General features: G+C 54.2%; 9 protein-coding genes. 3 read left to right on the forward strand and 6 right to left on the reverse strand.

Annotated features, from left to right (window positions below; genetic code table 11):
* Positions 1 to 5: 5 nt before the first annotated feature.
* Together HIM68_RS11265 and HIM68_RS11270 are read right to left on the reverse strand one after the other, a co-directional pair.
* Positions 6 to 1,379, reverse strand: coding sequence for a Xaa-Pro peptidase family protein (locus HIM68_RS11265; protein WP_216657115.1), 1,374 nt, complete (start codon positions 1,377 to 1,379; stop codon positions 6 to 8).
* Positions 1,380 to 1,527: 148 nt separating this feature from the next.
* A complete protein-coding gene (locus HIM68_RS11270) occupies positions 1,528 to 2,976 on the reverse strand; it encodes an MFS transporter (RefSeq protein ID WP_172172231.1) in 1,449 nt (482 codons plus the stop codon).
* Between the two features lie 878 nt (positions 2,977 to 3,854).
* Between HIM68_RS11270 and HIM68_RS11275 the strand changes: the two genes are divergently transcribed.
* The 3 genes from HIM68_RS11275 (at position 3,855) to HIM68_RS11285 (ending at position 7,999) form a co-directional block, all read left to right on the forward strand.
* The gene (locus tag HIM68_RS11275) at positions 3,855 to 4,139 is read left to right on the forward strand and encodes a helix-turn-helix domain-containing protein (protein WP_172172233.1); all 285 of its coding nucleotides are present in this window, start codon (positions 3,855 to 3,857) and stop codon (positions 4,137 to 4,139) included.
* 305 nt (positions 4,140 to 4,444) lie between these two features.
* Entirely contained in the window at positions 4,445 to 5,368 is a 924-nt protein-coding gene (locus HIM68_RS11280; protein ID WP_172172235.1) for an LCP family protein, read from the forward strand.
* Positions 5,369 to 6,955: 1,587 nt separating this feature from the next.
* Entirely contained in the window at positions 6,956 to 7,999 is a 1,044-nt protein-coding gene (locus HIM68_RS11285; protein ID WP_172172237.1) for a GSCFA domain-containing protein, read from the forward strand.
* Positions 8,000 to 8,250: 251 nt separating this feature from the next.
* Here the strand turns inward: HIM68_RS11285 and HIM68_RS11290 are convergent, their stop codons facing one another.
* The 4 genes from HIM68_RS11290 to HIM68_RS11305 form a co-directional block, all read right to left on the reverse strand.
* The gene (locus HIM68_RS11290; protein WP_172172239.1) at positions 8,251 to 10,182 is read right to left on the reverse strand and encodes an O-methyltransferase; all 1,932 of its coding nucleotides are present in this window, start codon (positions 10,180 to 10,182) and stop codon (positions 8,251 to 8,253) included.
* 1 nt (position 10,183) lies between these two features.
* Positions 10,184 to 12,622, reverse strand: a complete 2,439-nt coding sequence (locus HIM68_RS11295) for a glycosyltransferase family 2 protein (protein WP_172172241.1) — start codon at positions 12,620 to 12,622, stop codon at positions 10,184 to 10,186.
* 1 nt (position 12,623) lies between these two features.
* Positions 12,624 to 13,898 (reverse strand): glycosyltransferase, encoded by a 1,275-nt coding sequence (locus tag HIM68_RS11300; protein WP_172172243.1) that lies wholly within the window; start codon positions 13,896 to 13,898, stop codon positions 12,624 to 12,626.
* Positions 13,899 to 14,235: 337 nt separating this feature from the next.
* Complete coding sequence (locus tag HIM68_RS11305) at positions 14,236 to 15,507, reverse strand: nucleotide sugar dehydrogenase (protein WP_172172787.1); 1,272 nt, start codon at positions 15,505 to 15,507, stop codon at positions 14,236 to 14,238.
* Between the last annotated feature and the right edge of the window lie 132 nt (positions 15,508 to 15,639).

Consider the following 15,639-nt stretch of genomic DNA (forward strand, 5'->3'; position numbering starts at 1 on the left):
GAGCCTCAGCCGGTGATGCGGAAGGTTTCGAGCGGGGTGTGGCAGCTGAGGTTCTCGAATCCGTCCTCGGTGACGAGGTAGCAGTCGCCGATGTTCGCACCCGACTTGAGCGGATCGAGCCATTGGGCGTGGAGGACCATGACCATGCCCGGTTCGAGGACATCGGTGTTGTGTGAGGTGACGTTGAACTTGAAGGCGGCGATTCCGTCTTTCCCGATCGAATGTCCGAGGTTCGGGTTGTGCGGACCTGCGACCGGCGGGTAGACGTGCAGGAGGCGGCGACCCTGCTGCTCGTAGTCGACGTCGGCAACGTATTCGTCAGGGATCCGGCGAGCCGAACCATCGTCCATCGGTGCCCAGTTGTACGGCATCGTCGCCGTTTCGGTGCTCTGCAAGTAACCATGCTCGAGGTAAGTGCCGAAGGCGGCTTCGTGAAGTTCGCTCACCTGTACCCCCGGGGCGATGAGTGCGGACGCACGTTCGACCGCCTCGGTGCAGATGGCCAGAGTCTCCTCCTGCACGGAGGTCACCTCCCCCACCGCCATCATGCGCGCCGTCTGTGCGGTATACCCGTGATACGGGATGGCGGAGAAGTAGAAATTCACGAGGTCGCCGTTTCTCAAGTGGTGTCCGTAGGGCTTGCCGCAGTGTGTGCCCCACTGGTTGACACCGATCTGATACCCGTCGCCGGATTCCCCGCCCCGAGCCAATTGGGCGAAGGTCACGGCGGCGTAGAGCTCGAAGTCGCTGACACCACGCGCGGCGACGTGGCAGGCGGCCTGGTAACCGATGTCGATGAGCTGCGCGGAGGTGCGAATCTGGGCCTGCTCCGCCTCGGTCCTCACCCGCTGCATGCGCAGAATGACATCGGTGCGGTCACGGAAGCCCGCCCCTGGCAGGCCTGCACTCAAGCTCGCCCAGAGTCCACCGGAAGAGGCATCGCCGATCGTTCCGCATTGCGCGCGTTCGAAGCCGAGGTCCTTGAGCAGACCGACGGTGTCTACGACGAGTTGCGCACTCGAACGCCCGGGACGCCCGGCGTATTCGCGGCCGAACGCGCCGACCTGCCAGATCGCTTCGACACCGATCGGCTCTCCCGGGGGTGGGAGCAGAACGGATTCCGTGAAGAATGAGAGCAGGTGGATGCCCTGCGCAGGATCGGTGGGGATGACGAGGACACCCTCACGCGGCCAGTCGCAGGCGTAGCGGAGGAAGCCGTTGGTGGTCGTGTATCGCCCGGCTCCGCCGGCGTGGATGAGCACGAGATCGTCACCGGCGACCATTGCCTCACGACGAATGCGACGCAAACGGTCGGCGAATTCCTCTTCGGCGATCGGTGGAGCCGGTTCGAAGTCGAAGTCGGGTTCGAATCCAGTCAAGAGATTTTCGTAACGTGCTGAGTTCACCAGCGGGTCCTTCCTAGTCGGGGAATGTCATATCGTCAATGTTGTTTGTTGCCACGGTTGTTCGTCGTCACTGTCGCTTTTCTCCCTCGCCTACGGGCGGGGAGCGGAGCGTTGAGAATTGTCAGCTCATGGCTTCTCCTTTCAGTTCGTTGAGCTCCTCGAGGGACCGGCCTCGGGTCTCCGGCATCGTGCGGGAAGCGATGAAGGCGATCGCAAGGAATACGGAGATCATCACGAAGATCGGGACGAGTCCTGCCGCGTCGAAGATCGCACCGGCCACGGGCGGCATGATCACTGCCCCGAGCGTGCCCACCGATTTCGCCGCACCGACGCCGAAGGCGCGGATCCGGGTGGGGAACACCTCGGGGTACCAGGCGTAGAGGGTGGTGCTGAGCAGGATCATGAAGAACTGCAGGACACTGCCGAAGATGAGGACCAGGGTGAGCGTTCCGAAGAGTGTGCCGAAGGCGATCGCGGAGAGCGCCGCTCCGAGAAGGGCTATGCCGATGACCGTCCGTCGATTGACATAGCGGCCGAGCACGGTCGCGGCCACGGCACCGAGGACACTGCCGGACTGCATGACCGCCGTGTAGCCGATGCTTCCGATGACGGTGTAGCCCTGGTGGACGAGGATGGTCGGCATGAGGACGAGGATCGAGGTCTGGCCGCCGATCTGCGCAAAGGTCATGATCGTCAGGGCAATTGCACGGGAGCGCCAGGGGCGGGCGAGGAGCTCCGAGAGTCGGATTCGTTCGCGGCGAAGGCTCATGCGCGCGTCCGTGTCGAAGAACTGTTCGGACTCGATCTCCTTGGTGCGGGGAACGAGCCTGCCTTGCTTAAGCAGGGTGAGCGACCGGTTGCATTCGTCGATGCGCCCTCGAGAGAGGAGGAAGCGCGGCGTTTCGGGCATATACCGACGGAACACCGCGACGAGGAGGACTGGGAGAACAAGGAAGGCGAACACCCAGCGCCAACTGTCGGTGCCTGCTGCGATGAGCATCGCCCAGGGCCCGAGCACGAGCATCCCGTAGAGCGGGGCGAGGAGATTTCCCAGTCCCCCTCCCGCGATGTTCATCCCGGCGACCGCGCTGCCTCGATGCTTCGTCGGACTGTATTCCGACATGATCGTGATCGCGGAGCTCAGCTCCCCGCCGAGGCCGAATCCGACGAGGGCGCGTGCCGCCAGCAGGAGGCCGTAGTTCGGTGCGAGTGCGCAGAGAAGTGCGCCTGCGCCGTAGACGAAGAAGTTGATCGTCAGCATCGTTTTGCGCCCGTAGCGGTCAGCGAGGACTCCCGAGAGCAGCCCGCCGATCATCATCGTGAAGAACGTCGTCGAAGTGAGTAGGGCGATCTGGCTGGTACTGATTCCCCAGTCCTCTTGGAGGACCGGGCCGATGATCCCGATCGTGTCCTGTTCGAGGATGTCGAAGAACACCCCGGAGGTGGTGAGCAGGAAGAGGATCTTGTGGGCCTTGGTGAACTTCATACTGTCCATCACGGAGGCGAGCTTCGCCTCCATGGCCTTCATGACACCGAAATCTTCCGTACGTGCGTTGTCTACTGATGGCATTGTCGAATGAGCTTTCGTGAGGTGGGTGTGCGTTCCTGTGATCGGTCATGCAGAGGCGGTACCGCGCGGGTTGCGCAACGGCCAGCTAATCGATCTTTGTGGGGATGTTGTTGCACGCGGGATCTGGTAGTTCGACGCGCGAGAGGGTCTATCTCGCTATCGATAGTCGTGCAGTGTCCGAACCGGTTAGTGGGGCGCAGGAGCGCGGAGTGCACGTTTACGGCTGTCGAGTAACTTGTCCGCTGCGGCACTGCAGCAGAATCGCAGCCGAGTCTTTTCAATCTCGGACCTTCTGAATGTTTGCGCGACCGTCCTCGGATTCCTCCCCGTGGTGACGGGCAAGGGGCTTCGTGCCGGTGAATCAGGCAGGGCGCTCGGTAGAGCTCCCGTTTTCATCCATCTCAACGGTGCGACGGATCTTCTAAGCGCGATCAGGCTGAAGCAACTCACGGGGAGGGCGCTGTCTACGTGGCCCTGCACGCAAGGCATCTATCTGTTTGTCTCCCGCCACCGGACCGCCCGATGGGCCCGAGCTTTTGGACCGCTAAGAAGTCTGAGGGTCGGACGTGACTTGCTTAAACACAGGTTCGAGAGCCGGCATTCGCCGAAGTCCTGGAGTTCCGAGCTAGGGCGACGAAGAATCAATTAGAGTTCGCCCGACCTTTATCAGGCGCCCTAGTCCGGTTTGGGCGAAGCCCTAGAGATGCGCGCCGTCCAGATGCTCGAGGCCGATGGCGCATAAACGTACGGCGGGTCTCTACTCTTGCAAATCAGACTACAGACAAGCATCTTCGGTCATCCTCCATTGGTGATCCAGCACTCTCAGATTACCAATTATTATTGGTCTTGCCAAGTTTTATTGGCTCCAGAATGGAGAAATGACCGACAAGCCCGCGAGCAGCCCAGAATGGGCGGAGTTCGCGCGTCAGCTCGGTATCAATCTGCGCAGGGCAAGGGCCGCGATAGATCTCACCCAGGAAGAGACCGCTGCGATAGCTGGCATCTCGCTCTACGCGTATCAGCAGTATGAACGAGGCCGCACGATGAGCGGCCAAGGATCCGCAACCAATCCTCGGCTCGCGACGATTCTGGCCATTAGCCAGTCACTCAGGACGAACCTTCAGGACCTCCTCCCAGAGTCCCCCGATCTCACCGTTCGCTAAATCCTTAACCAACGGCCGCGAGCTATTTTGCCCCTCGACATAACTCGGCTCGATTGAGGGTTAAAATTGTGGTCGCACCGCTCGGACAACTCGAGCATCGTGATGAACTTGCGCCTACAGGACTGCCTGTCGAGGGCGGACCGCAGTAGTTGGAAACTTCGCGCTCGGTGAGAACTTGGCAGACATGCCTTGAAAAGGGAACACCAAAGCGGTCTCTTCACGTGGATGCGGTACACGAGCCGATCTCACCCGCGGCTATTATTGGGACCATTACCGTGTGACCTGACAGAGGGAGTGGGACTGCCATGGCCAAGCTGACGAAGATGGTCTCTGCCATCGGTTCTCTCAAGGACCTCAACGCCGCCCGTGCCGAGTTCGATGACGCGTCGAAGACCATCCCCGCCGAGGCGGCTTTCCCGCCCGCAGATATCCGCCCAGCGGCGGACGATTCCCGCACTCTGATGCTTCGGGTGACGAATCCCGGAAACCTCGCCGAGGCGGCCCCACAGGTATCGAGCCAAGGTGACACGTTCGCGGTCATCCACGTTCCCGCCGCCAGCGAGTTTGCCGCAGCTCTCGTTCTCAACCCCTCCACTCAGATTGAGGCCGGTCAGACTTTCGCCACCATTGCCGACGAGGGAGGGTGGCCCGTTGTCGTCGCCATGGTCGAAGAGTTCCTCGGCGTCCGCATCGATCACATCGCACAGCTGGAAGCAGACGCGCTCGGGCGGGTCATCGACGAGCTCGATGGTCTGCAGGTGTACAGCCGCGCTGCGTTCAGCGCTGGCGGTACCGACTTCGTCGAGGGGACGAACAACCTCGATGGGGCGACATCATCGATCTTCACCGCGGCTGACCCGGTCGATGATGCCGGCCAGACGCGAACCCGAAATCAGCGCGCAGTACTTCGTACCCTCATCCACGCCCTTAAATCGGGTGGCCTCGCCAAGGACCCCGATAAAGGCGCAGCTGTACTCGGACACTTTGCATCGGGGATCCAGCACAACGCAAAGCTGAGCACAGGCGAACTCGTCAAAATCGCCAATGAACTACGCACCCTGCAGACGGACGACATCGCAGTAGTCACCGTTCCCACGAAGTCGCGCCGCGAGGATGACGGCGCTGTCAGGATCGACTTCGACCCCGAGGCGGTGCCAGCGCTCAAGAACGCTTTGACCAGCAACGACTTTGCCGACTTCTTCCGCTACCTAATCACCTTAGGATACTAGTCAATATTTACATGTCGCTTTGGTGTACCCAAACACAGACGATTCTGCAGAGACACACGAACACATGGATACCTAAATCGCCATAAACCAGCAAACAATGTGGCAGATCGCCCCCCTATATTCAGTTCAACACAGCCCAAGAATGCACAACTTCATCGCAGACTAAAATACGTCGCGACGCTCGATAAATCAAAGCAGGATCAAAAACCAGCTCAAATAATCGACAGACAGGCCGCAGAACTTAATAATGGAACTTAACCAGCATAACAGAAATAGCCTTCCGGTCACCATATAAACATTTAGCAAGTTTAATATATAGCGCGCCCGCCAACTCAATTTTAGGCCACAAACAAACAATACGCGTATACGTTGCATATCTAAAGACCCAATCAACCTCTACCGCGACTTGTTTAGCTCCCACCACACACGACCGCGTCACCGGGCTTAGCAGAACCAAGCGTCGCACGGAATAGCGAGGCACAGTCCCCGACATCACACGGAAGACTGCCGGAGAACGACAGGGCTAAGATGCAAGCACGACGGTATCATCGACCATATCGGACACTCAGGCCCCCGTCGCTCACGACAACACCATATAGATGGAAGTATCAATGCATAACGCAATGACAACCGAAGCTTATCTCCAAAGCTTCCCCACGCTGGACCCAACAGAGACACAATATGTCGACATCGGCGGCCAGGCCCCCCTGCCAATCAAGGCCAAACCCGCCCCAAGAGCCAACGCACTAATCGTGCTTTTTCACGGGGCCATGAACCGAGACGTCCGCACGTACCCATCCTATTTAAACTATCGCTCACGAATCTATCCACATGCCCACCAGATCTCAATCGCCGACACGAGCCTCAGTCTCAATGAGAATCTAACAAACGGATGGTTTGCGGGATCTACAGACACCCCGCTGCAAGAATTACTACCGAACTTCCTTAGAGAGTTGGCGCGAGCACTCAAAATAGATAGATTAATATTCAGCGGAAGCTCCGGGGGCGGGTTCGCAGCGTTGTATTATTCATGGCACTTCCCCAAATCAATCGCGGTCGCAACCGTGCCGCAAACTAACATTAATTCGTACTATCAACGCCGCCGCGATTCCTACCTCGAAACTGCGTGGAAGACTACATCCACGCATTTACCCGAACAACTGTGTACAGATCTCCGGGATATTTATAGCCAGGACATGGAAAACACGGTGATATACCTCCAGAGCGCCCTAGATCACTACCACATTCAAACACAAATGCTCCCGTTCCTATCTTCCCTGTCTGCGAAATCCCAAGAAAACGTAGCCCTAAAGTGTTCATTCTGGGGCAAAGTCGGTCATTCAGGCGCGCTACCGACCGAAGAGATGGACGCTTGGATTCGAGCTACGCTAACATCACCGGAGACCACTCCCGAGGCGATTACACAGACATACTACGCCGCAAATTTGGCACAGTCGACAAATACCGAGTCAAATACAATCTCCCGAAATACGCCGCAGGACACCTCTGGTGCTAGATATACAAACCACGACGTAGAGCTAACGAAACATGTAACTGAATTTCTATTAAATAGCGAGGCTCGAGCCAATGGCTGAAAACCCTTACAAGAATCTGCCCGACAAGGCATTCTGGAAACGTGCAGTAGCCAGTCGTCATTTCGAAGAACTGGCCGAACTATGGACACCACCAAAGCTAACTGGTGATGAAAAATTCGCCACTGCAGGTAGTTGCTTTGCCCAACACATCGGACGACACGTTAGCGCACGCGGATACAATAACTATCTGGACCTGGAGCCTGCCCCGCCGACGTTGCCTGAGAGCGAATACGCCAAGTTCGGGTTCGGCATCTACTCGTGTAGATACGGCAACATTTACACAAGTAGGCAATTAGTCCAACTGATCCAAGAAGCCTTCGGGCACAGACAACTCTCTGAACACATTTGGACGAAGGATGGGCGCTACTACGATGCACTACGCCCTTCTATCGACCCAATTGGACAAGAATCACAACAGCTTGTGCGTTCTCTACGCGCTCAACATCTTGAGAATGTCCGGAAGATGTTTTCTGAGTTGGATGTGATGGTATTCACATTGGGGCTCACTGAAACATGGATATCCCGCGTAGACGGTACTGCTTATCCCACGGCTCCCGGAGTTATCGCAGGATCTCTCGATGAGGCACCGGTAGATTTTGTAAATCTCAGTATCGATGAGGTCCGCAATGATCTTAATGACTTCTGGTCGCTCCTCAAATCGGTCAATCCACAAGCCAAGATGATCCTTACAGTCTCGCCAGTTCCCCTAATAGCAACAGCGTCGGAGGAACATGTACTTCCGGCTACTACCTATTCGAAGTCGGTTCTGCGGACGGCAGCTGGCGAGATGGCCTCAACATTCTCAGAAGTTTCCTACTTTCCAAGCTATGAAATTATCAACTCACCGCAAGGCGGAGGCTACTACTTCGACCCAGACCTTAGGTCGGTCAACGATCGAGGAGTTCAGTATGTCATGTCACATTTCTTTAGTGGCGATATGCAGCTAGCATTTCCTGCAAGACGAAATCTCCAGGGCGATAGCGACGGGGGCGACGTCGTCTGCGACGAAGAGGCAATTGAAACCAGCATTAAATAGTCTGCCAACAAAATCAGGGTGGAACCCCAACCGTATTTAGGGTCGTCTTTTTGCTGATGCTGGATAATTAACCATCCAACTTGATATTCACCCAGAACTCTGGCACTTGGACGATTGCATTAAATGCGCGGGCCTTTCCCAACTACCACACGGCTGGGAAAGGCCCCATTTAGTCAACCCAGCCAACTGGGCAGCAAGAACAGTTCATTGCCACCGGAATCGGAGGTCGGTGACCGCTGGAAGCGTCGCCCTTATTGGGTGGAGAATCGTAGCACCCCAGTTCGGCCTGCAGACCAGGAGGTAACCGTTAGCGATGGGTGGTTCTTTTGCCAAGTCTCAACCATTTGCGCTTCTTGTTCACGGTGGAAATCATCAACGACAATGAGAGCTCCTCCGGTAAGCCTTTCTCGAAGGATCGGGAAGGCCGGGTATCTGGGAGCCGGTCCCGAGGATTCGGGAGGCCCATCAACCACCAGTAGGTCTATGTCATCAATTCCTCTTAGAGCCTGCTCGTCGTACCATTGAGCGGTAGTACCATCAACGTCGACTTCGCGTAGCGGCGCGAGTCGCAGGTCGACGACTTCGGTTAAATCAAAATCGGCGATCATCTGTCCCGTTAGTTCACGATACCTGTCCAGGTGTTCCAACGAGACTACTTTGGCCCCGACAGCGCGCGCAAAAGTGCCCGTCCAAATAGTCGACGTACCACTCCCCAATTCGAGAATCCTTTTAGGACGATGCCTTAGAATGAGGTCTGAAAGCAATAGCAAGCTATCAGGGTTCATCGCGAACCCGCCAGATTCCGGGTATCGTTGTTCCGACGAATCAACTCTATCGAGCAACTGTATTGCTGCTTCTACCTGGCGCACGGTGTCAACACTTGCGCGATCAACGTGACGGTGCAGAGCCTTAATCTCATTCTTCGAAGTATCAGACAGACGCAGGATCGTCCGAACAGAATCGCTCACAACGGCGACCTCACTCGTGAGTTCCTGAATCTGGTCTTCACTCGCCATAGATGATTCGGCATTGAGCGGTACGGGCCCGTCCTGAGAACCGAGGTACTTAGAATTAGTATTCTCCAATAGTTCGAGAGCCCGTGGCATGGAGTGCTCGCAGATCGACCTCAAATAGTTAATTGACTCTGAATGGCTTTCAACACCCCGTAAAATCTGAGGAAGTACACTTGCTGATGTCTCATCGGAAGCAGCAAGTCTCTCGCTTAGCAATCGCAAGTCGGTTAGCGTCTTCTGAGAGGCTACGTCGACAGATTCCTCCGCTTGGCGCACTCCCTCTTCCAGACGAATAATTTCACGAGTCAACTTCCGAGCCCATTTCCTCGTTTCGTTTTCCACTGTTTCAGCAGCGAGGGCACTAGACGCGTCTAGTCGTTCGTCGATGTGGGCCTCCAGCTCCGTTAGCCTCCTTTCCAAATCTCTCAATGAGTTCATCAAATTGCGTAATGTAGATGTGGTACTAGCTGCAAAATTAGTAGACTCTATACGAGCTTCAGCCAACACGGCCTTGAGTCCATTGAACTCTTCAAAAGCTCGGTCTTGAGCCAAATTTAGCGATTTGAATCTAGCGATGCTGGAACTTTCGCGCCTAGCAGTTAGTGCATCTAATTCACGCGAAATGTCGGTGAATTTGATCTTAAAGTCACTAATTTCGTCGATAACGCGCGAATAGTTTTTATCAAACCTCCTCTCTAGATCAGAGCACTTTTTCCCTATCTGATCTGCGTTCAACAGTGCGTTTGACTCTATACCTGCGATCATGCGGCGTTCGAGAACGGCAATCTTCCCTAGAATATTTTGCACGTCACTGTGATCAGGTACTGAGGAAGCTAGATTCCGGTACTCTGTAGAATGGATATCACGTAGTTGATCCAGGTTTTCCCGAATGTCCGCGCTACGGATCATTGTTTCGCGCTCATGGATCTCGATGGCTTTCGCTAGCCGGATCGAAAATGAATTTAGAACTCTACGGGCATAAGATCGCACGCTCACAAAAGCACAAACAAGAAAGGAACACAGCAGAACTATAGAAATCGCGAGGAGAATAATGTCAACACCGGTGCCCTTTTCGTTACCCTCAATAGCGAACGCGTAGGTTAACATGCCGCTAAGCAGAGCTACCCCACCGACGATTGGGAATAACAGATTCCATTTGGCATTGCCCATGTCACTCACCCTCCGAGCGCGCTGCCCGCACTTGTCCGTCTATAAATTCTATTATCGCCGTTGGATTGGAGTGCATTTGAACGAGCTCATACCCTCGCGTCCGGTACTCATCGAGTTCGGAGCCGCCACTTATTAGCGACCATAGATCCTGAATCGCGCCTTCGGGTTCTGATTTATGAACTGCAGACCCATAAATTTCAGCGCGGCGGCCCCCGACGATCACCAATACCCCCGCAGCCAGCGCCTCAAGGACAGATCGTTCCAACCCGCCAGACCCGCGCTCTTGGTCGAAAAGGATCATCGCATCCACAGTTCTCCAGAATTCCTTTTCTCCAATATCGCCAACCTTAAATTGCAACCATTCGTTCGGCACCTGTTTCTGTCGCATTACCCGAACGGCTCCTCGAGCGTCTCCAAGTACGCGAAAATCCACTCGTCCATCTGTCGGGTATACAGTTGGCAGCAATCGCCGGCTTGGCCATTCATCGGTATCGTTCTCGGCGGTTCTACCCACAACGGGTCTGCTGTCGGTTCGAGGTAAGCGAGGGCCCTGGAATCTTTGAGAGTCAATGTATATTGGATAGGTTCCGGTAGCCAGGTCTACCCTCCAGTGCTCATACAATTCTGCAGATTCGAACCCATCGGTCGTTACCCACTCAGGCTTAACCTGGAAAATAGATTCGGCCATATCACTGGCATGCACTATGTCGTATGGACGACTAGTTTCAAGATGGTGTTTTGGATTCCCATGCGAGACCATCAACACGCGACTTGCACTGATTGAAGCAGTTAGATCCCGAGCATAATCCACAGCAGAGGGATCTCTCACCACAATCAGATCCACGTCCGCTTCCTCATCGAGAAAGATGCGTTGAACGAAGCCTTCATTGATCAGTCGCTGAACATCAGGGTAAAGCGCTCTCGGGTCACCAGTCTGCCCCCATGGCGTATCTAGTTGAAGTATACAAACTGATAGGTCACTCGTGGCGAGGACTTTCAGCTCATCAAAAGCGGCTCTTTGCTCTACTGTCGTTCCCCGCCAATCCGACACCACACACACATCAAACGAGCGTCGCGTTGCCCGATCTCCACCAGCGATCCGGGGCGGCGCAATGTTTGACACAGTCGACTCGCTGCTTCCTGCGAGTTTAGGAAGTTCGTCTCGACTTACACTGCCGTGCCAATACTTATAACCGCTCCAAAAGGCACGCCTTACGTGGTGCGACCAGCCTGGGCGGAAATCAGCTCGCGACAAAGACCCTGGAGACATTCGAATCACGTACAGAGGAGCCTCGATCCGTTCGGCAGGCCTCTGCGTCCAAGCTTCGATGCGCTCACGAAATTCACTATCAGCTGCCTTGCGCACAGGGAGATAGCCACCAATCTCGCGAGCCGTCTTAGATCGAACCATCAAACTGACCTCGCAGCGCCGTTGAGGATGATGCCCCAATGCCACCTTCACCAGTCTGTCATCGGTTCTATTGGCCGATACAGTAACGCCGGAACAGGTCGGATCCGATTCCATAACGGCAACCTGCTCTGTTATGCGATCAGGATGTGACCAATCATCCGTATCTTGACCGGTAAGATAAACTCCGTTCGCGTACTCGATTCCAACATTTCGCGCCCGATATGTACCACCGTTGGCTTTCAGCCTAATAAGTCGAATCCTGGAATCCATCTCGGACAACTCAGTCAGCACGCTAACAGAAGCCGCTCCAGAACAATCATCGATCAGCAAAACTTCAATATTCTTCCACGTCTGATTCAGAATTGATTGTACAGATGTACGTATTTCCGCAGGGTCAGGATTGTAGGTTGTGATTATCACGGTTACTAACGGTCCGTCAACGATGCCTGCCGAAACTGTACTTGTGAGTCCGTCAAACGGCGTGGCATTTAAAACATCTACATAAACTCCTGATACATCATTTTCCAGAAAAGGTCGGTTGAAAAGCGAAAGCCACTTGTCAAAATCACCTATAGAACTTCCGACAAACGGATTGAGCACGTCAGCCCGGAGAAATCCATGATAAAATTCGTCAAGATCATTATCTCTATCCAGCATAGCAAGCGCACGGCCGTAGTCTTTCCTGCCATACACAAGCTCGAAGAACGTCTTCCGCAGCTGAAAAGCTACCCGTTTCTCCGGCATCGAATCAATTGATGCCTCCATCGCTTTGAATGCAAAATCATGAAGGGCGCTTTCGAAAGGTTGCAGGCTTAATATACGGGCAAGCCGCGCCACCCAGATCGTATCCCAGCCTGATAGATCCGCTTCCGCTACATCATAGCAGAGATCTTTAAACGAACGTTTACCTCGACTCGCTGCAGCAGCGAAAAGATCCTTGGCTATCGATGATTCCGAGGAAAGAGCCCACGAGTCCGCTCGAGATCCCAAGCGGCGGAATCTATCATATTGAAATGATCGATCAGGCACATCAATCACCTTGCTCTGTTGTGCTCAAGATTGACAGTCTGCGATTAATCCATTGATTCTGGTCCATTATCGATCGAATCAGGTCTGCTGACTCGTGGGCTCCGGTCGCTGCAGGTAGACCACCAGAATTGCGCTGGATCTCTTCTCGGCGCGCCACGATAGACATTTGCCGAATTGCGTCTTCTAAACCATCTTCGTCATCTGCAACTAAGCACAAATCTTGGTCAGCCAAGAGGCGTGCTCTCTTTTGCTGGTCGTCCGTCTTTGTCGCTACGTTTGGCACCAAAATGGTTGGCACGCCCAGATAAACGGCCTCTTGCGCAGAGTTGTACCCCGCTGCAGCAATAATGAAGTCGAAGGCCCCCGCGCAATCCATGATGGGGTATCGCGAAACTGAAATTAGTCGGGAGTCGTCTGGATCAGGCGAGGCTAATGGCGAAACCACCTGTACCGCAGTCATATGCGGCGTCAACCTCTCAATTTGTCGTACCGCTGCGCTAGCTATCGACGAAGGATTGCTAACCGAACCGCCCCCAACGTTTAGCAAAACATAGCGTCGTGCCGGGTCGAGGCCGAGTTCCAAGCAGGCGGATTCCCGGTCGAGCAGGTCACTCCTATCGGTCCTCACGATAGGAGCAACATAACTCGGCTGAACTCCGGGGCCGGTATCTACCTGTTCTACACCTGCGAAGTCACCAGGGATAATCACGTAATCTGCTACAGATGCGACATCATGTCGCTGCGCAGACTTTTCATCGACCTCTTGCTTCCACATTCCTCGTTGCATCCAGACAAGAGGAACTTCCATCACGCGGCACATTTCGGTTATCCCTGCGTACACCCAAGTACCGTCAAACACCACCAAACGGGGACGCCGCTCCCTTAGCATGCCAGCAAAATACTCTCGAAACTTACGATTCCATCGTGCAGGGGCTTCGGCGGCAGCCTCACTAGATGGAAAGTAGTGGACCGTAACACCCTGGTCCGCAACCTGCCGATAAGCGAGCGAAAGAGTCAGCACCTCAAACGTACTATTAGAATCAAGCTTATCCGCTACAGCTAAAAGTCTAGAAACATGTCCCAGACCAGCGCCGTTACTTGTGACGAACAGTATGTCTATAACGGGCTCACTGCTCACCCCTTCAGCACCAATGTGTAATGCTTCGAGCCTGTTGACTTCTTGCTCAATCCGCATCAAAGATTGTTCTTGATGATACTCGTGACGCGAAGTCTTCTTTCTAGAGTCGCTGATTGCATCGAGCAGCTCTCGATGCATGCGGGCTTTATCCTCACTGTTGGAGTGCCTCATTCTGCGGATCGTCTGTCGATAACGAAAACAATAGATTAACGGTATCGACCAGGATCCAATTATTAGAAATAAGGCGCCTATTTGAAGAAAAACCGCATTACTATCCAAGAAAAAAAGCAGACCGATTATGAGGCCGAAGACGCTGGCCACCACCGAGACTACAAATTTTGCTGATATAGCTCCAATCGAAAAGTTCAATCTTCCTCTCCAACCACTGAAGCATGAGAGATTAAAACATCGCGAAATGCTCGAACTCCCCCAGAGGGGTGCGCATCTCTAAGTAGCAGTTTTGGCCAGTGCCTGGTCACAAACGCACCGCCGGCCTTGGGGCAACCCCCCGCGTGTCCAGCATTAGCTTGGAATCATTCGCAATGGCTTCGAGGTTGTAGCTGTCGTGCGCCTGCAATACTACAACTGCATCGACTTCATTTACCGCTGCCCCAAGATCTGGTTCTCGAACGAGGCTCGTTGCCCCCAACTGCCAAGTATCAATCATTGGGTCGTGGAATCTAACTGTTGCACCACGTTCCAACAGGATTTCGGCGACGGGAAGTGCTGGCGACTCACGCTGGTCGGCAATGTCAGCCTTGTAGGTAACTCCAAGTATTAAGATTTCTGAGCCATTAATTGGCTTTCGATGTTCGTTAAGTAGATCTCCTACTCGCTCCACTACATAACGTGGCATCGAGTTGTTAATTTCTTGTGCGAGTTCGACAAATCTAAAAGGGTAGCCTAGTTGATTGCGAACTTCGTATGAGAGATAGTTTGGATCGATCGGTATACAATGTCCGCCTACGCCAGGCCCTGGAGTGAATTTCATAAATCCAAATGGCTTGGTTGACGCACCTCTGATAACTTCCCAGATATCGATATTCAGTTCCTTGCAGAACTTCGCCATCTCGTTAACCAACGCAATGTTCACATGCCTAAATGTATTCTCGAGCAGTTTCGCAGTTTCAGCTTCTCGCATGCCTGCCATCGGCACAGGCTGGTCCACGAAGCTTCCATAAAAGGCGACTGCAGCTTGTGTAGACGCATCTGTGATTCCACCCATCAGCTTGGGTGTGTTTTTGATTCCATATTTCTTGGATCCTGGATCGACACGCTCCGGAGAGTATGCCAATTCAAAATCAGTGCCCGCCGTTAGTCCAGAATTCATCTCAAGAAGCGGTCGTACCACGTCATCCGTTGTCCCAGGGTAGGTCGTAGATTCCAGTATGACCGTTGTGCCGGCTACTAGATTGTCACCCACTGTACGGCTAGCACCTTTAACTGCGCCAAGATCTGGACTTCCCCCTTCGCCAAGGGGAGTCGGGACGCAGATCACAACTACATCAGAGCTTGACACCACACTTGGATCAGTAGTCGCTCGATATCCAGCCTCCAGCATTCCACGAATATCGGAGTCGGAAAGATCGTCTATATGCGATTGCCCAGAGTTAAGCAGGTCGACTAGCGTCGGGGTAACGTCTAGTCCCCAAACCGTCCAGCCTGCATGAGCCGCCGCTTGAGCCAGCGGAAGCCCTACGTACCCCTGTCCGACTATAGTTACCACTTTTTTAGTTTTTGACACCATCGCCACCTAGTCTTCTTCGAAGAATCGACTTACACTTTGATCTTGTCCATCTGAAGGAGCCGCCTCACCTAGAAACTGAGATCCTGGCCAGGCTTGCGCCATCCGTGATGAACTTCCCAGACAGTTATTCTA

The sequence above is a fragment of the Brevibacterium sp. CT2-23B genome, from assembly GCF_013168765.1.
GTDB classification, from domain to species: Bacteria; Actinomycetota; Actinomycetes; order Actinomycetales; family Brevibacteriaceae; genus Brevibacterium; species Brevibacterium sediminis.

Bases quoted from the DNA above. Each gene is read 5' to 3' on its own strand.
- HIM68_RS11285 (WP_172172237.1), top strand. From the start codon at position 6,956: ATGGCTGAAAACCCTTACAAGAATCTGCCCGACAAGGCATTCTGGAAA.
- HIM68_RS11300 (WP_172172243.1), bottom strand. From the start codon at position 13,898: ATGCATCGAGAGCTGCTCGATGCAATCAGCGACTCTAGAAAGAAGACT.
- HIM68_RS11270 (WP_172172231.1), bottom strand. From the start codon at position 2,976: ATGCCATCAGTAGACAACGCACGTACGGAAGATTTCGGTGTCATGAAG.
- HIM68_RS11275 (WP_172172233.1), top strand. From the start codon at position 3,855: ATGACCGACAAGCCCGCGAGCAGCCCAGAATGGGCGGAGTTCGCGCGT.
- HIM68_RS11305 (WP_172172787.1), bottom strand. From the start codon at position 15,507: ATGGTGTCAAAAACTAAAAAAGTGGTAACTATAGTCGGACAGGGGTAC.
- HIM68_RS11280 (WP_172172235.1), top strand. From the start codon at position 4,445: ATGGCCAAGCTGACGAAGATGGTCTCTGCCATCGGTTCTCTCAAGGAC.
- HIM68_RS11290 (WP_172172239.1), bottom strand. From the start codon at position 10,182: ATGGGCAATGCCAAATGGAATCTGTTATTCCCAATCGTCGGTGGGGTA.